Origin of the sequence: Paenibacillus sp. 11B, from assembly GCF_030487755.1 — a bacterium.
In the GTDB taxonomy this organism is placed as follows: domain Bacteria; phylum Bacillota; class Bacilli; order Paenibacillales; family Paenibacillaceae; genus Paenibacillus; species Paenibacillus vandeheii.
Window position 1 is genome coordinate 162,006 of record NZ_JAUKNS010000007.1, and the last position, 18,152, is coordinate 180,157.

16 protein-coding genes are annotated in these 18,152 nt (G+C 48.6%); all 16 read left to right on the forward strand.

Annotated features, from left to right (window positions below):
• Nucleotides 1–100: 100 nt before the first annotated feature.
• The 16 genes from Q0V21_RS26530 (at nt 101) to cntA (ending at nt 18,151) form a co-directional block, all read left to right on the forward strand.
• Nucleotides 101–1,741 (forward strand): ABC transporter substrate-binding protein, encoded by a 1,641-nt coding sequence (locus Q0V21_RS26530; RefSeq protein WP_301881319.1) that lies wholly within the window; start codon nt 101–103, stop codon nt 1,739–1,741.
• Nucleotides 1,742–1,783: 42 nt separating this feature from the next.
• Nucleotides 1,784–2,716: an ABC transporter permease gene (locus Q0V21_RS26535; protein WP_079347613.1), complete on the forward strand. Its 933-nt coding sequence runs from the start codon at nt 1,784–1,786 to the stop codon at nt 2,714–2,716.
• Nucleotides 2,717–2,780: 64 nt separating this feature from the next.
• Nucleotides 2,781–3,698: an ABC transporter permease gene (locus Q0V21_RS26540; RefSeq protein WP_301881320.1), complete on the forward strand. Its 918-nt coding sequence runs from the start codon at nt 2,781–2,783 to the stop codon at nt 3,696–3,698.
• 24 nt (nt 3,699–3,722) lie between these two features.
• Nucleotides 3,723–4,271: an NADPH-dependent FMN reductase gene (gene ssuE / locus Q0V21_RS26545; RefSeq protein WP_301881470.1), complete on the forward strand. Its 549-nt coding sequence runs from the start codon at nt 3,723–3,725 to the stop codon at nt 4,269–4,271.
• A gap of 130 nt (nt 4,272–4,401) precedes the next feature.
• Complete coding sequence (locus Q0V21_RS26550; protein WP_301881321.1) at nt 4,402–5,274, forward strand: LysR family transcriptional regulator; 873 nt, start codon at nt 4,402–4,404, stop codon at nt 5,272–5,274.
• Nucleotides 5,275–5,342: 68 nt separating this feature from the next.
• A complete protein-coding gene (locus Q0V21_RS26555) occupies nt 5,343–6,404 on the forward strand; it encodes an LLM class flavin-dependent oxidoreductase (RefSeq protein ID WP_301881322.1) in 1,062 nt (353 codons plus the stop codon).
• Nucleotides 6,405–6,603: 199 nt separating this feature from the next.
• Nucleotides 6,604–7,719 (forward strand): amidohydrolase, encoded by a 1,116-nt coding sequence (locus tag Q0V21_RS26560; protein ID WP_301881471.1) that lies wholly within the window; start codon nt 6,604–6,606, stop codon nt 7,717–7,719.
• A gap of 265 nt (nt 7,720–7,984) precedes the next feature.
• Nucleotides 7,985–9,592: a nickel ABC transporter substrate-binding protein gene (gene nikA / locus Q0V21_RS26565; protein WP_301881323.1), complete on the forward strand. Its 1,608-nt coding sequence runs from the start codon at nt 7,985–7,987 to the stop codon at nt 9,590–9,592.
• A gap of 116 nt (nt 9,593–9,708) precedes the next feature.
• The gene (gene opp1B / locus Q0V21_RS26570; RefSeq protein WP_024632588.1) at nt 9,709–10,638 is read left to right on the forward strand and encodes a nickel/cobalt ABC transporter permease; all 930 of its coding nucleotides are present in this window, start codon (nt 9,709–9,711) and stop codon (nt 10,636–10,638) included.
• A gap of 1 nt (nt 10,639) precedes the next feature.
• A complete protein-coding gene (opp1C, locus tag Q0V21_RS26575) occupies nt 10,640–11,524 on the forward strand; it encodes a nickel/cobalt ABC transporter permease (RefSeq protein WP_301881325.1) in 885 nt (294 codons plus the stop codon).
• On the forward strand, nt 11,487–12,299 hold the full coding sequence (locus Q0V21_RS26580) for an ABC transporter ATP-binding protein (RefSeq protein WP_301881326.1): 813 nt from the start codon (nt 11,487–11,489) through the stop codon (nt 12,297–12,299). The genes opp1C and Q0V21_RS26580 overlap by 38 nt, the downstream gene beginning before the upstream one ends.
• Nucleotides 12,299–13,060, forward strand: a complete 762-nt coding sequence (locus tag Q0V21_RS26585; protein WP_301881328.1) for an ABC transporter ATP-binding protein — start codon at nt 12,299–12,301, stop codon at nt 13,058–13,060. Before Q0V21_RS26580 ends, Q0V21_RS26585 begins: the two co-directional genes overlap by 1 nt.
• A 242-nt stretch (nt 13,061–13,302) precedes the next feature.
• Complete coding sequence (locus tag Q0V21_RS26590; RefSeq protein WP_301881330.1) at nt 13,303–14,139, forward strand: histidine racemase CntK family protein; 837 nt, start codon at nt 13,303–13,305, stop codon at nt 14,137–14,139.
• Between the two features lie 27 nt (nt 14,140–14,166).
• Nucleotides 14,167–14,961, forward strand: a complete 795-nt coding sequence (locus tag Q0V21_RS26595) for a methyltransferase domain-containing protein (protein ID WP_301881332.1) — start codon at nt 14,167–14,169, stop codon at nt 14,959–14,961.
• A gap of 32 nt (nt 14,962–14,993) precedes the next feature.
• Nucleotides 14,994–16,295, forward strand: a complete 1,302-nt coding sequence (locus Q0V21_RS26600) for an opine metallophore biosynthesis dehydrogenase (protein ID WP_301881335.1) — start codon at nt 14,994–14,996, stop codon at nt 16,293–16,295.
• Between the two features lie 233 nt (nt 16,296–16,528).
• Nucleotides 16,529–18,151, forward strand: a complete 1,623-nt coding sequence (cntA, locus tag Q0V21_RS26605) for a staphylopine-dependent metal ABC transporter substrate-binding lipoprotein (protein WP_301881336.1) — start codon at nt 16,529–16,531, stop codon at nt 18,149–18,151.
• Nucleotide 18,152: the final 1 nt, after the last annotated feature.

Sequence of the window (18,152 nt, forward strand, 5' to 3'; positions counted from 1 at the left end):
GGGGAGCTGGAAATCGGCACAGTCAAGGAATGAAGCGTAAATTAGTAAATCAATAATTCAATGAATCAATGACACCTGTATACACAGAGGGGGAAGCTATATGAACAGGTCTATCTCATGGATGAAATATATGGCATTGGCGGCAGTAGTGGTGCTGGTATTATCCGGTTGCGGAGCGGCAAGTAACTCGAACAGTACAGTCCAGGCTTCCGGTGGGGAGCAGTCCGGGCAAGCAGAAGGTGGGAGCCTGACCTACGCACTCGCCACATCTCCGGATACGCTGGACCCGCATCGAAGTGGCCTTGCCGTAACCGTACGTGCGATCCGGACGATCTATGATAATCTGGTGGTCCAGCTGCCGGATGGTTCCATTAAACCTTGGCTCGCCAAGGAGTGGAGTGTATCGGAGGATGGCAAAAGTTATACGTTCAAGCTGCGTGAAGATGTGAAGTTCCATGATGGCACACCATTTAACGCGGAAGCCGTGAAGTTCAATCTGGACCGGGTGATCGATCCGGCCACCAAAGCCGCCAATTCCCTTGCCTTGATCAGACCATATAGCTCCTCGGAGGTCATTGATGAATACACCATCAAGGTGAATCTGGAACAGCCTTCGCAAGCCTTTCTCGGCAACTTGAGTCAGGCCCTGCTAGGGATTGTGTCTCCAACAGCTGCCAAGAAATACGGTGACCAACTGGGCAAAAACCCGGTAGGGACTGGTCCGTATACCTTCGTGAAATGGGATGAAAATGCGGATATCGTTGTCGCCAAGAACAAGGATTACAACTGGGCTCCGGAAACCGTTGAAAATGAAGGTGCCCCTCATTTGGATACGATTACGTTCAAAATTGTACCGGAAGAAGCAACGCGCATCGGCAGTGTACAGAGTAAGCAGGTACTTGCCGCCGAGACTGTTCCGCCGCAAAATATTGCTGCGTTGAAGAACGATCCGAACCAGCAATTGCTGCAGGCGAATACCGTTGGTTTGCCGTATACCCTCTTCTTCAATCTGCGCAAAGCACCTTGGGATGATGTGAAAGTCAGACAGGCGGTGCAATCTGCGGTTGATGTGGAATCCATCGTGAAGACATTGTATCTGGGCAACTATGAACGAGCGTGGTCTGCACTGTCTCCAGGAATTCTCGGTTACGATGCTTCCCTGGAAGGAAGTATCCATCCGGATATTAACAAGGCCAATCAGCTGCTTGATGAGCAAGGCTGGGTCAAGGGAGCAGATGGCATTCGTGAAAAAGACGGTAAGAAGCTGACCCTGCATTATGTGGACGGTTCGCCGAACCGGGAGAAGCGTAACGACATTGCTGCGATTATTCAGCAGCAGCTCAAGCAGGTGGGTATAGCTGTTGAAGTTGAAATTACGAAGGATATTGCTACGGTCGTCTATCAGAACTGGGATTATGATCTCTACGGCAACAGCCAGGTCAACTCTGATCCGAATGCACTCTATGCTTTCTATCATACGAGTGCAGAAGGTGAACGCCCGACGCTTTCCGGCTTATCCGATCCGAAGATCGATAAGCTGCTGGAACAAGGAGCGGTGGAGACTGATCCCGATAAACGAGTGGATATCTATAATCAGATTCAGCAGTATCTGATCGATCAGGCTGTCATTCTGCCGATCTATGTGTTCCCTTATACGGTGGCTGCATCCAAATCGGTGCAGGGCATCAAGTTTGATTCACTCGGTTATCCGCTCTTTAACGATGTTCGGATTCAGCCCTAACACGTACCATCAATGATGTAGACAGGAAGGAGACGACCCGGTATGGTTCAAATGATACTGACAAGACTTGCTACATCGCTTCTGGTTATTTTCGGAGCTTCGGTGCTGGTGTACTGCATCATGTATCTGCTGCCGGGTGATCCGGTCCTGCTCATGCTGGACCCGTCATCGGCAACACCCGACATGATTGAGAACCTGCGGGTTCAGCTTGGTCTGGATCAGCCGTTTTACATTCAGTTTGCCAACTATTTCGGAGACATGCTGCGCGGGGATTTCGGCAAATCCATGATCAATTCCGACCCGGTTCTGCCCAAAATACTGGAGCATTTCCCTGCCACACTGGCGCTGACCGCGCTCAGCTCGATCATAGCGATAACCATCGGCATTACGCTCGGTGTACTGTCTGCCATTCATCGTAATGGCGTGATTGATTTCATCGCCCGCCTCGTTGGATTGTTTGGCATCTCCATGCCGACCTTCTGGACCGGCATTCTGTTGATCCTGTTGTTCTCTGTCCAGCTGGGCTGGTTCCCGGCAATGGGTTCCGACGGATTCAGTTCATTGGTGCTGCCTGCTGCAACACTGGGCCTCGTTGGTGCGGGTTTTATTGTACGTATGGTGCGTAACAGCATGCTGGAAGTGGTGAACGAACCGTTTATCGTAGCATTGCGAGCGAAAGGTCTTTCACAGCGAACCATTATGTACGGTCATGCGCTGCGTAATGCGCTGATTCCTGCGGTGACGGTCATCGGCATGTTGATTGGTGATCTGCTCGCCGGAACCGTCGTGGTGGAAACGGTCTTTTCCAGACAGGGTATCGGCAGAATCATCGCGGATGCGTTGATGGCCAAAGACCTGCCAGTCGTGCAGGGCGTAGTCTTTTTCACAGCGATGATCTATGTCGTGTTGAATTTACTGGTGGATATCTCTTATGCGTACATTGATCCCAGAGTTAGGCGTGCAGTCCGAACATGATGAACGTGATGGCGGATGGAACAGCTTGAAACATCTGAACGCGTAGTGAGGAAGGAGGAGTCTTATGAGCATGAAACCATTGGTGTGTGACAAAAAAGGTTGGACCGGCAGAACAGGGCGTTTACGCCTGTGGAGCCGCCGTCCCCTGCGTCACCGCGTCTCATTCGCGGTATCCCGTTTATTCTTTTATTCAGCGTTGCTGGTTGTGGTATTTACCGTCACTTGTGCGATTGTGCCGGGCTGGATTGCCCCCTATGATCCTACTCAGATGATGACGGATGCCATTCTGCAGGCTCCCTCTGCTGCGCACCTGTTTGGGACCGATTATTTTGGCAGGGATATCTTCAGTGTAGTTGTGCATGGCAGCAGGGATTCACTGCTGATTGGATTTGCCTCGGTGCTGGTGGGTGGTCTTGTGGGCAGTGCCCTTGGCATTATTGCGGGGTATGCAGGAGGGGTTTTGGACACCATCACCATGCGGGCCGTCGATATTCTGATGGCTGTTCCAGGCGTGTTATTGGCATTGTCCGTTGCGGCAGCACTGGGACCTGGACTGCTTAACATTGCACTGGCTGTTGCGGTATCCTCCATTCCGGGGTATGCACGGGTGATGCGTGGGCAGGTCATGTCCGTTAAAGGTTTGCCTTTTATTACAGCTACACGTTCACTTGGGGGCTCCAATGCCCGTATTTTCTGGAAACATGTACTGCCTCATTCGTTGTCACCATTGCTGGTTATGGCGACGCTGGGCGTAGGGACCTCTATTCTGACAGGCTCCGGGCTCAGTTTTCTCGGACTTGGCGTGTTGAAAGAGATTCCGGATTGGGGAGCGCTGCTCTCGCAAGGAAGAGGTTATTTGACGGTTGCCTGGTGGATCTGTACGTTCCCGGGACTCGCAATTACCATGTTTGTGCTGGCGGTTAATCTGATTGGAGACGATATTCGCGATCGGCTCGACCCCAAAGTAAAAGGAGCGGCTTGACCGCTATTCCAAGGAGGAATCATGATGTCACATGTCGTTATTATTGCCGGAGCGCCTACCAAACGTTCACGTCTGACAGGCCTTACGGAGTACAGCAGCAATAAATTAAGAGAGGCGGGCATTACCGTTGAGGTGATTCATGTGGCTGACCTGCCAGCGGAGGATCTGGTGCAGGCCAAGTTTGATAGCTCATTCATTCGCGATGCACTCGCTGTTGTTGAAGCCGCGGATGCAGTCATCGTGGCGACCCCGGTATACAAAGCGTCGTACTCAGGCGTGCTGAAGCTGTTCCTGGATCTGATTCCACAGGAAGGACTGCGGGGCAAGCTGACTCTTCCATTGGTCATCGGCGGCTCAATCGCCCATCTGCTCGCTATCGATTATGCATTGAAGCCTGTTCTGGCAGCACTTGGCGGCAGACATATTCTCGGCGGGGTATATGCGGTTGATCAGGGGATTGATCGACTCGATGATGGTAAATACGTACTTTCGGCGGATATTACTACGCGTTTGGATCGTTCCCTGGAAGAATTGATATTGACTCTGGAAAACAATGGTATTACGATATCCTAAAACCAAGTAAATTCATTGGATAAATAGATATAGAAATTGAACTATACATTTACACAAGAACGTAGAGGACAGAAAAAACCGTAAATATTCTTTGTTCAATTTGTATATAAACTGGATTCGGGGGGCGCTTATGAATATTGAGAACATTGAAGCATTTGTATACATCAATCATTACGGAAGCTTCAATAAGGCTGCCGAGGTACTCTTTTTGTCCCAACCTTCTGTCACCGCTCGTATTCAGTCCCTTGAACGTGAACTCGGCTGCAAATTGTTTGACCGTCTGGGTAAACAGATTGTGCTCACGGAAGAAGGGAGGAAATTCCTTCCCTACGCCCAGCAGGTGCTGCAAGTGATTCAGAAGGGCAGACAGAAGATCCAGCAACGCCGTACGACGCCTGATGCACTAAGACTCGGCAGTACGGTATCCGTATCCAACTATGTCATTCCAGACTTTCTGCCCAAAATCAAGGAAGCTTATCCTGAGGTCAGTATAAAGCTGACGACAGCAACGACGGACCAATTGGTCGCCAAGCTGCTCAGTCAGGAGATTGATCTGGCGTTTGTACGCAAGGTCATGCACCCGGCGATCCGTACGATTGCCTTTTATGAGGACCCCATTCAGCTTTACGTTTACAAAGGGCATCCATTTATAGAACGTGGGCATGTCAGTATGGAAGCCATCCGGAATGAACGACTGGTCTTTTTCGAATGTGGGTCACTGGACTGGCTGCGCATTCACCGGGCCTTTGACTCGCTGGAACATCCGCCGGATATTACATATCATGTCGATCATTCGGAAACGGCGAAGAAACTGGTTATGCAGGGGGCAGGCATCGCATTTCTGCCTGGGTTAACGGTGCAGAAGGAAGTACGGGAGCAGGAACTGTTCCCCATTCAGGTGCACGAGGTTGCAGGTGTATCGCTGCAGATCAGCGTCGTTACGTTAAAAGAAGAACATTCGCCTTTTGCAGAGCCTTTCGGGGAGCTGCTGCGGCAGCTATAGAGCGTCGTTTAAGGAAGCAGGAAGGATTTAATAAGTCAGGCTCGGCATGATCGAAGGAGGAGAATGTGATGGGTATTCGTGTTGGCATATTGGATCAAACCCCGATCTACGAAGGGGAGACTCCGATTGATGCGTTTCGGCATACGATTGAATTGGTACAGCGGGCTGAACAGCTTGGATTTCATCGTTTCTGGGTATCGGAACATCATGACTCAGGCCATGTCGCAGGCTCCTCACCGGAAGTACTCATTTCCCATTTGCTGGCGCATACGGAGCGGATTCGTCTCGGTTCTGGCGGGGTAATGCTCCAACATTATAGTCCTTACAAAGTGGCCGAGAACTTCAATGTGCTCTCTGCGCTTGGCCCGGGGAGAATCGATCTTGGTATTGGACGTGCACCAGGGGGATTGCCTCGCTCCACACAGGCACTACAGCAAGGAATTCAGGAGGCCGCTTCCCTAAAAGATAAAATCAATCAGGTCAAGCAGTTCATTCATAATGAACAGCATGAAGACGAAACACATCCTTTGGCAGGCTTGAGCGCCGCACCGGTATCCGCAATCCCGGCCGAGCTCTACGTGCTTGGGGCAAGTGTCGATAGTGCAGGCATGGCGGCAGCACTGGGGCTGCCGTATGTATTTTCATTGTTTATTAATAGCAATACAGAGGTCGCTCAGGAGGCTTTGCGTACTTACCGGGAACAATTCGACCGCTCACATGGGCGGGAGCCTTATGCCATTCTCGCTATCTCATTAATTGTGGCGGAGAGTGCGGAAGAAGCCGAAGGACTGGCAAGTGAACATATGCTGGTCAAAATCCATCTGGAGAATGGCAAGGCATTAACCGTTGGTTCCATAGAACAGGCGGAAGAATTCGGGCGGCAATCGAACGAGAAATATCGGATCGAGATTTTGGAGCCAAGTGTGACGAGAGGTACAAAGGAAACGGTCGGTCAGGCTCTGACGAAGTTCCAGCAGGATTTTGCCGTGGATGAACTGATGGTTACCACAGCCTCACGTGATTTTGCCAAGCGTATTCGTTCATTTGAATTGTTGCGTGAGGCACTGGATGAGCAGGGACTGGGCGAATTCTCAACTGAATCGACACCTGCACAAGTGGTAATCAGTTAGGCATAACCATGGTAGAGAGCATACTTGCTGAACGAAGTGACCCGTGTATTATATTCATTCATCTTACATGGCACATACGATGATAAAAGGAGGCAATGTCGTGAGCAGTGATCTGAAACAGGCAGAGCAAGCAGAACAGAGCCGCAAGCATGAACTTTACGTTGGGCAGGATGAAGCATTCGCAGAGCACTTAACCGCGATTCGGCGACATTTGCATCGTAACCCCGAGCTATCCGGAGAGGAACGCGAAACGACAGAAGCCATTCGGGGCTGGCTGGTTGAGGAAGGCGTACGGATTGCGGATGAATACTCGCTGCGAACAGGCCTAATCGCTGAAATTGGGCAGGGTGATGACCCGGTAGTGGCATTGCGTGCAGATATTGATGCCCTGCCGATCCAGGAAGAAACGAAGCTGGAGTATGCTTCGCAAGTGGCGGGTCGGATGCATGCCTGCGGTCATGATGCACACACCGCCATTCTGATCGGTGCTGCACGATTGTTGAAACAGCGTGAGTCCCGGCTGCCGGGCAAGGTTCGTTTGATTTTCCAGCCCTCGGAGGAGAAAGCGACGGGGGCACGGCAGGTGATTCAGAGCGGAGCGTTATCTGAAGTACGGGCTGTTTTTGGTTTGCATAACAAACCGGATCTGCAGGTTGGTACGGTAGGTATCCGTGAAGGGGCGCTGCTCGCAGCGGCAGACGGTTTTGTGGTTAAAGTAGAAGGTGTCGGAACGCATGCGGCAGTGCCGGAAGCGGGCATTGACCCGATTGTGGTTGCATCTCATATTGTGACCGCATTACAGGCCATCGTGAGTCGTAATGTCGGAGCACAGGAGAGCGCTGTAATCAGTGTGACCAAAATAAACAGTGGCACCGCCTGGAACGTCATTCCCGAAGAAGCCATCTTGGACGGCACCGTGCGTACCTTTGACGAGAAGGTGCGTGCCAAGATTCGCGAGCGCTTCAACCAGGTGGTTGCCGGTGTTGCAGCAGCCTTCGGGACACGCGCTACGGTGCGCTGGATTCAGGGACCACCTGCCGTGGTCAATGATGCGTCATTGGCTGCTGCGGCTGAGCAGGTGGCAGGTGAAATTGGTCTGAACATTATCCGACCGGTACCTTCTCCGGCGGGCGAAGATTTTTCCTTTTACCAAAAGGAGGTCCCGGGTCTGTTCCTCTTCCTCGGAACGTCAGGTCCGCATGAGTGGCATCATCCTGCATTCAATGTGGACGAACGAGCGCTGCCGCTTGGCGCACATCTTCTGGCAGCGCTGGCTGAACAGGCACTGCAAAAGTTGCAGTCAAACGGCGGATAACCGATAACAGCAGTCGGAAGATTGTATTGTTCTGTCATCGAAGTGGCAGCGTAAATATTTTTAGTTTAACTTATAAAATACAGTCGCGAATGGACGCAAAAAACGGTGACCTCAATCAGGTGACCGTTTTTTGCTATTTCCGTATTTTTAATTTAGTAGTTGTGGTTCTTCAGATTGTATGCTACGATTCTAATCGTAATTATTACTATTACAAATCGTAATTATTACTTATATATCTACTTCACGAGGGAAAAGGAAGGGAATCATGCATACATCACGCAAGGTTTACACATTGGCTTTATTAATTTCGCTCCTGCTAGTATTATCCGCTTGCTCCGGGACAGAAGCAGGAACGGCGCAACTAAACACGAAAGCTTCCAACGACGAGTTGGTCTTTGCCAGCACCAAGGATATCCGAGATATCAATCCCCATCTATACGCGGGAGAGATGCCGGCTCAGAATATGGTATTTGAATCCCTTGTAATCAATACGCCGGAAGGCATTAAGCCTGCACTCGCGGAGAAGTGGGATATATCAGAAGATGGCACCACATATACATTTTATCTACATAAGGATGTTCAGTTTTCGGATGGAGAGCCGTTTAATGCCGAAGCCGTGAAGATGAATGTCGATGCCGTGCTGGAAAATGTCGAGAAGAACTCCTGGCTGAATCTGGTTGCCGAGATCAAGGAGACGAAAGTGATCGATGACGCCACGTTCCAGATTGTACTGAAAGACCCGTATTATCCGACATTGGAGGAATTGGGGTTAACTCGTCCGTTTCGCTTCATCTCACCGAAAAGCTTTATTGACGGTACAACTGCGAATGGAGTCAGCAGCTATGCCGGAACAGGGCCATACATTTTAACAGAGCACAAGCAGGACCAGTACGCGACATTTACGGTCAATGAAAATTACTGGGGAGACAAACCGCAGATCCAAACGATGAAGTGGAAAGTCATGCCTGACCATCAAACGATTCTGCTCGCCCTGGAAAAGGGAGAAGTAGACCTGTTATTCGGTTCGGACGGTGACATGGTGGACAATGAATCGTTCAAAGTGTTGACGGATCAAGGGAAATACAGCACGGTCATCAGTCATCCGGTTGGCTCACGTGCGATCGTTCTTAATACCAACCGCTCAGCAACTCAGGAGCCCCAAGTGCGTGAAGCACTGATGTATGCCATTAATAAACAAATCATCGCGGAAGGCATACTGAACGGGACGGAACAAGTGGCAGATACGTTGCTCTCCACTTCGGTGCCGTACGCGGATGTGGGCCTTGAAGGTGTGCAGTATGACATGAACAAAGCAAGCGATCTGCTTACGGCGGCTGGCTGGGTTGCTGGCTCGGATGGCTATCGGTACAAGGATGGGAACAAGCTTGAACTGACGATCTATTACAATTCCGATAATGCACAGGAGCGGACCATTAGTGAATCGATGCAAAACGATCTGAAGCAGGTCGGCGTAGCGTTGAACATTGTTGGCGAGGAAAAGCAGGCCTATCTGGACCGTCAGAAAACGGGTGAATTTGATCTGATGTACTCCCTCTCCTGGGGATTGCCGTATGATCCGCAAACGTATGTCTCTTCCTGGAGAGTTCCCTCCCACGCCGATTATCAGGCCCAATTGGGGCTGGAGAAAAAAGAGTGGCTGGATCATACGATTACAGACCTGATGGTCGAGCAGAATGAGGAACAGCGCCAAAACATGTACAAAGAGGTTCTAACGTATATTCATCATGAAAATGTATATATTCCACTGACCTATTCGGTTACCAAAGCCGTTCATATCAAGGCGCTTCAGGGTGTGGGCTTTAACGTTTCCCAATACGAAATTCCGTTTGAGAAGATGTACTTCGAAGAGTAATCAGGAAATTTTAAAATTCATTAGGAAAGTCAGGAAGCCTCGCTCATCCTCTTCCATTTGCGAAGTTGTGAAGCGAGGTTTCCTTATATATGGATGAAGTAGAGAGGAGGATCACCTTGGGCAGGTATGTCATAAAACGAATATTAGCCATTATTCCCGTGCTGATCGGTATTTCATTTTTAGCATTTATTCTGATCCATTTGCGAACCAGTGATCCGGCTGAAGTGGCGCTGCGGGTGAATCAAGTTACGCCGACACCGGAAATGGTGGATGCCATGAGGGAAACACTAGGTTTGGATAAACCGTTTCTGACCCGTTACGTGGACTGGATTAGCAGCAGCATTCAGGGGGATTTCGGCATTAGTTATGTTAACCAACAATCGGTTGGGGAGCAGATTGCACGAGCCCTTCCAGCCACATTAAAGCTATCGGCTGTTGCCCTCGTTATCATTCTGACGATAAGTATTCTGATTGGTGTGCTCAGTGCCATTTATGAAAATAGGCTAGTGGATCGTTTGATGCGTGCATTGGTCTTTATTGGCACAGCCATGCCGAGTTTCTGGATTGGCATTCTGCTGATGTGGTTATTTGCCGTCAAGCTGAATTGGTTTCCCACGAGTGGCATGGAGCAGGCAAGTTCAGTCATCCTGCCGGCAGTAACGCTGTCCCTGGTATTCATCTCTACCTACGTCAGGCTGATCCGCAACAATATGGTGCAAAACAAAACCGAAAACTACGTGCTGTACGCTCGTGTCAGAGGATTGAAGGAACGGACGATTATCTGGAAAGTGTTCCGTAATTCCCTTCAATTATCGATTACGGCGCTGGGTATGTCGATCCCGAAGTTAATCGCGGGTACGGTCATTGTGGAAAATATTTATGCATGGCCAGGCATTGGGCGTTTGTGCGTCACCGCGATTTTCAATTCGGATTTTCCGATTATTCAAGCTTATATTCTGATTATGGGTGTGATGTTTGTCGTCTGTAATTTACTCGTGGATCTTCTGAATTCAGCTCTGGATCCCCGGATAAGAAGGGAGGGGTAACATGATGTTCTGGAAGCGCCTGGTGTCCGATAAAATGGCAGTGTTATGCATGATTACGATCGCACTTGTGGTCGTCGCTGGCGTGGGAGCACCCTGGTTCGCACCGCATGATCCCACGAGTCTAAACATTATGAACAAATATGCAGGGATCAGTCTGGAGTATCCATTGGGTACAGATCAACTCGGCCGCTGTAATCTGTCACGTCTTCTTTATGGCATTCGTACAACGATCCTGTTTGCAGTAATTACAACCGTGATTACAATTACGATCGGAACCCTGCTGGGGATCATATCGGGTTATTTTCGCGGAAAGGTGGATGAAGTCATTATGCGAATCTGTGATATGATGCTCTCCTTTCCAGCAGAAGTGATGATTCTGGCGATTGTCGGCATTCTCGGTCCAGGCCTGCTAAATGTCGTCGTCGCCAATATTATCGCCAAATGGGCCTGGTACACCCGGATGATTCGTACAACAGTTATTCAATATACGGACAAGAACTATATTCGGTTTGCCAAAGTCTCGGGATGCGGGACGGGTCATATTATGAGAAAACATGTGCTGCCTGGCGTTTCAGGCGAAGTCGCTGTCTTTGCGACGCTGGATACGGGTTGGGTTATCCTCAATATATCGGCGTTGTCCTTCCTTGGTCTGGGTGTACAGGCACCTACGCCGGAGTGGGGCATGATGCTGAATGATGCAAAAAATGTAATGATTACACATCCAACGCAAATGCTTGCGCCTGGATTGGCGATTTTGCTGGTCGTGGCTGCGTTCAACTTTTTGGGAGACAGCCTGCACGCGGCGATGAATCCGAAAAGTTATATGCATAAGAAGGGAGGCCGGTTGAATGTCTTTGTTAGAAGTAAAAAATCTGTCCATCACTGATTCCAGAACCGGTCTGCCCATTGTGCAAAATCTGAGCTTTGCGTTGCAGTCCAACACCTGCCTTGGCATTGTGGGCGAGAGTGGCAGCGGCAAGTCCTTATCCACCAAAGCCATTCTGGGATTGACCTCTCCCTGGCTTGAAATTAGTGGAACAGCCTTTTACCAGGGGAAAGATCTATTACAGCAAACCGGGGAAGAGCTTCGAAAGATCCGCGGTCAGCGTATTTGCATGATTTTACAGGATGCAATGACGGCATTTAACCCGCTCGAACCGATTGGGAAACAAATGATGGAGACCTTTCGAGAGAACCTTCGAATCTCCAAAAAAGAAGCCAGACAACTGGCGGCGGATGCCTTGCATCGTGTTCATATTCTTCAACCTGAGCAGGTGCTGCAAAAGTATCCGCATCAACTATCAGGGGGCATGCTGCAAAGAGTAATGATCTCCATTGCCATGATGCTGGAACCTGACATTATCATCGCCGATGAGCCGACAACCGCACTGGATTCGATTAACCAGCGTGCGATTGTTGAGCAATTCAAGCAGCTTCGCGAAACGATGGGTATGTCCATCATCTTCATATCGCATGATTTGGGTGTCGTGCAGTATTTGGCGGATGATCTTATCGTTATGCGGGATGGGGAGTGCGTCGAACAAGGAAAGGCGAATGACGTATTTACGAATCCTCAGCATGAATTTACACAGTTTCTGATCCAGACCCGAATCAAGCTGTCCGAGCCTTTTCAGGCTTCCATGGAAGCAGGTGTGCAGTAATGCTGGTTGAAGTGAATCATCTGTCCAAAAGCTATCCCAAATCGGGTGGTTTCTTTCGAAAAGAGAGAACAGAAATTCTAAAAGATATTCATTTTGAGATCCGTGAAGGTGAATGTCTGGGTCTGATTGGTGAGAGTGGAAGTGGGAAAAGTACGTTAAGCCGCCTGATTCTTGGATTGGAGAAACCAACGCAAGGAGAAGTTCGGATTGAGGGGATGGCCGTTTCCCAATGGATGAAGAAGAATAAAGGGAAAATAAGCGTTGTTTTTCAGGATTATACGTCTTCAGTCAATGGCAAATTCATCGTGCGGGATATCATAGCTGAACCCTTGGTTGCACTGGGTGATATTGCGGATCTGGATGACCGGGTCAATGACCTGCTCGCGAAGGTGGGGCTTCCTCATGCGGTGATGCACAAATATGCTCATGAACTGAGTGGTGGGCAATTACAGCGGGTATGTATCGCCCGTGCAATCTCAACCCGCCCGAAATTTCTGGTGTTGGACGAAGCACTTAGTTCTTTGGATGTCTCCGTCCAGGCGCAAATCCTGGAGTTGCTGCACACTTTGCAGCATGAAATGAACATGACCTATCTCTTTGTAGCACATGATCTTCAGGCTGTGGCGAATCTGTGTGACCGGGTACTCTTTCTCTATCGGGGAACGATTGTGGAGGAGCTTGAACGAAATCGTCTCTCGGATGCTACCAATGATTATGCAAAAGCATTGCTGGCATCCGTTATGCCTTTTAGAAGTCGCTGATGAATCTCTAATTGCATACGTTTGGCTAAATAGGGTTGACGCAAATGCGTCAGCTCTGTTCCTGTTTGAACATAAAATGACAGTTGTAACGCTCTCTTTTTGATATGGAAATATTTGTTGACGCTCCCAAGTAGGATGTGCTATATTTTTCTCGACTGATAATCGTAATCATTACTATTAACATTGTATAGCAATGTGAACTTAGGCTTAATTCCATATCAAGAATAGGAGTAGCGGCTGCGATGAAACAGGAGATCGATTTTATCAAGTTCAATCCCACGCAAAATATGACGGTTCTGGTGAAAACGGATCATCCGGCTGAGACATATCCACACATTGCCGCTCAAATTATGTCTTATGACAATGTGTACGCTGAACAAGTGGGGTTCATTGGGGGAGCAAAAAAGCAGGAGGCGGCTGCCCATTTGGAAATGGCCGGGGGAGAGTTCTGCGGGAATGCCTGCATGGCCTTGGCCGCGTACATCGCGTCCGAAGAGGAGCTGGAATCGTATGAGTTTACAGAAATCATGTTGGAAGTCTCCGGAACAGACCAATTAATCCGCTGTCAGGTGAAGAAGCAGCAACAGAATGAGTATTTCTGTCAGGTAACGATGCCGGTCCCTCAGCAGATTGAACGGCGAACGATCAAGTATGAGGGAACAGACATGGATATGGTGATCGTGCGGTATCGGGAGTTCATTCATATCGTCATTGAAGTGGAAACGTTTGATGAAGCGATGAGAAAGAGGGCACAAGCGCTGGCGCGATTACTCGGATTAACCTTGGGGGATAAGCTGATTGGCATTTTATTATACAACTCCCGATCCGAAGAGCTGGCACCGCTCATCTTTGTCCCGCAGCTGGATAGTCTGATCTGGGAAAGGGGGTGCGGTTCAGGTACAGCCTCCGTGGGAGCCTATCTGGCATGGAGCAGGCAAGGGGAGATCATTCAGCATATCAAGCAGCCCGGTGGTGCGATCAAAGTAATGGCTGAGTGGAATGGAGCAGAGCTTGAACGAATTACGATCGAAGGATCTGTTGGAATTGTAGCACAGGGCAAAGCATTTATAGATGCATGACCATGACAAGTTACAGGAGGAAAAGGAATGGAGACCTTGATTGATTTTCAAGCATGCTTGAGTGAATTTTCCGGGAAATTCGATGAGCTGGCAGGCAGATATGATCATACGGTTCAGCATAGCTCCGAGCTGGAGGCTTTAATCGATGACTATTCCACGTTTATAACAGACAAGCAAAATGAACGAATCTGGGAACAGCTCGATCGTCAGGAATCTGGCAGCATGCATCAGCTTGTCCTTGATCTGAGAGACAAGTCTGCACGATGTGTGGCGATTATGGAGAAATATAGGGCATTGAAGCTGCAAGACGGAGATGTGGAAATCGCGGATTATTTCAGAAACATCGAAGAATGTATTGAAAAAGAGTTTGGCAGCTCTTATGTCACTTCGGATTCCAAAGTACTGCTGATCGGCTCCGGGGCATTTCCGATGACGCCTTTGTTTATCGCCAAGCGAACAGGAGCGAAGGTAGTCGGCATCGATATTGACGAGGAAGCCATTACACTCGGGAAGCAGGTTGTGGAGAAGCTGGGTGCGGGCTTGAACATTCATTTGCAGCAGACATTAGTGCAGGACCTAGCTTTTACAAAAGAAGCCACGCATATCATTTTCAGTTCCACGGTTGCCAATAAATATGAGCTGCTGGATCAATTGCATGCATTGACGAATGAACATGTAGTGGTGGCCATGAGATACGGTAATCAGTTAAAGTCGTTGTTCAACTATCCGATGAGAGAGACCGACAGCAGCAAGTGGAATATGATCGACAATATTCTGCGTCCGGATGATGTATTCGATATTGCGTTATACCAAAAAGCATAGCTCGCTTGAGCTTGTGAAAAGGGAGGCTTAATATGAGCGGATTTCAGAAAATCTTGTTGCTTGGAACAGGTCCGGCATCCATTCAGCTGGCGGTAACGCTCAAAAAGCAATTCAGCTGCACCTTAGGCATCGTGGGAAGAGAATCGGTGCGTTCAGAATCTTTTTTTGAGGCCATTCGGCAAACGGACGGATTCATTGGGGCAAGCATTCAAAATGAAAAGCATCGACCGTTGGCGGGTGAATGCTTCATTGACCGGGTGTTTAGGGGATATGAGAGCATAGAAGGTGAATGGGATACACTCATTTTGGCCGTGACAACCGATGCTTACATCGATGTACTGAAACAAATGAATAACAACTTCATTAAACAAGTGAAATGCATTATTTTGGTCTCCCCAACCTTTGGCTCCAACCTGCTGGTAAAGCATTATGTCAGACAGCTACATGCGGACACGGAAGTTGTCAGCTTCTCTACCTATTTGGGGGACACCCGCTGGATGCACGACCAACCGTCCAATCATGTGATTACAACAGGCGTCAAGAAAAAGGTCTACATTGGTTCTACTTCAACACCTTCCGAACATGTGGACAGACTGTGCAAGATGTACGAGCAATTGGGCATTGGACTGGAAGTCATGCCATCTGCAATTGAGGCGGAAACGAGAAATATTTCTTTATATGTGCATCCGCCGCTGTTCATGAATGACTTTTCATTGGATGCCATTTTCGGAGCGTCAGACATTCGGAAATATGTATACAAAATCTATCCCGAAGGTCCGGTAACCCAATATTTGATTCGGGACATGCGAACGCAGTGGAACGAAATTATGACGATTACGGATCGACTTCGTATCCAGGGGGTCAATCTGCTGCAATTCATGACGGATGATAATTATCCGGTACGATTGGAGAGTTTATCACGCCAGGATATCGAGAATTTCAATCAATTGCAGGACCTTCATCAAGAGTACTTATTATACATACGATACACCTCGCTATTGATTGATCCCTTTTCGGAACCGAGTCCGGAGGGCAAGTATTTTGACTTTTCGGCCGTTCCTTTCAGGAAGATGTTCATCAATCAGGATGGAGCTTTGGACATTCCCAGAATGCCCAAGGAGGATTATTACCGCATCAAAATCATTCAGGGCATTGCGAGACATTTGCAGGTAAGCTGCCCAACCATTGATACATTTATTGCCACGTATGAGGCGAAGATTCAAGAAGTCGCTCGCGCTCACCCCGAACAGAATCTGTCGGATGCCTTTGCCGTTCAATCCTTCGATGAAGACATTCGGATGATCTGCTCAGGACTGGCGAATAGCAAGGTTTAATTACATCTCAATCTATACAAGTGAACCTGAATTTTACATCATAACGGAGAGTGCAGAACCAATCTGAAGAAGCGAAGCGTGCGCCTTTATCCCCGGATTTTTCCTTTTATATAAGGGAATCAAAAAAATCTGGGGATAAGAGCGATCGGAAGATGGTACTGCAATCGGAGTAGCACGATGTAACATTTTCTAAGTGAACTTGTATATATCTTTCATCATCAGGGGGAAATGTTGTGAAAAAAGGTAGTGGTTTTCGTTTTATATTGCTTCTATTGTCTGTTATTACGGTGCTCGGAGGATGCGGCCAAAAAGAGGGTGCCAACACCCAAACCGAGTCAGCCAATAGCGAAGTCAAGTCTGAACTCATATATGCATCCGCCAAGGATATTAATGATATGAATCCCCATCTGTACACAGGTTCAATGCCCGCACAAGGGATGGTTTACGAATCTTTGGTTGAAAACACAGTCGATGGAATCAAGCCATTACTGGCGGAATCCTGGGATATTGCCGAAGACGGGAAAACGTATACGTTCCATTTGCGACAGGATGTGAAATTCCATGATGGTGAGCCGTTTAACGCCGAGGCGGTCAAACAAAATATCGATGCGGTTCAGGCGAATGCCGAAAAACATGCCTGGATCAAGCTGTCCACCAAAATCGTAAGTACAACCGTCATAGATGAATACACATTCCAACTGGTACTTTCCGAGCCCTATTACCCAGCCCTGGTAGAGCTGTCCATGACCAGACCTTATGTATTTATATCACCGAAGGATTTCAAGAATGGGGGTACAAAGGACGGGGTGAGTGGCTACGATGGCACCGGACCCTACAAGCTCACCGGACATAAAATCGACGAGAATGCAACGTTTGAAGCCAATGAAGAATACTGGGGCGGCGCACCTGAGATTCAAAAAATTACGTCCAAGGTTCTGCCAGCAGGAGAAACGACATTATTGGCATTACAGAAGGGCGAAATCAACTTTGTGTTCACGGATGACCGGGGTGCAGACAGCATAGATGTTGAAGCCATGAATCAATTGGCTGACTCGGGTGATTATCAGGTGGTCCGAAGTGAAGCGATGAATACAAATATGATCGTCGCCAATAGCAGCAAAAAGGATAACCCTGTGCACGAGACGGCTGTTCGTGAAGCAATATGGTTTGCGATTGATCGGGAAACGATCAGTAATGATATTTTTGATGGAACACAGACTGTAGCGGATACCTTATTCTCATCAAACGTCAATTATGCCGATGTCGAGTTGAAGAAGCGGGAGTATAGCCCGGAGACGGCAAAGGAGCTTTTGGAAAACGCAGGCTGGACCCTGTCAAACACGGAAGCAGTGAGGACAAAGAACGGCCAGCAACTAGCCATGACCCTGTATTATGACAGCAATTCGTCTTCCCAGAAAACACAGGCGGAATTGATCCAGCATGCCTTAAAAGGATTGGGAATTCAATTGGAGATTGTCGGAGAGGAATCCACATCCATCGCGAACAGAAGGGCAACCGGGGAATATGATCTGTTGTTCAACCAAACCTGGGGACTGGCGTACGATCCACAGAGCACCATCTCTGCCTTTACTTCGGATTCCGCCTACAAGCATACAACAAGTGACCTTGCCCAAGCGGATGAGCTGTACAAGAAAATTGATGAAGTCATGGTGTCCACAGACGAGGCATCCCGCCAATCCCTGTACGCTGATATTATGAAAATCGTCCATGATGAAGCCGTGTTTATTCCAATTACCAATGGGCGGGTTACTGTCGTTGCTCCCAAAAATCTGGCCGGAATCTCATTCAAGCAGACTCAATATGAATTGCCATTCGAGCAAATGAATTTTAAATAGA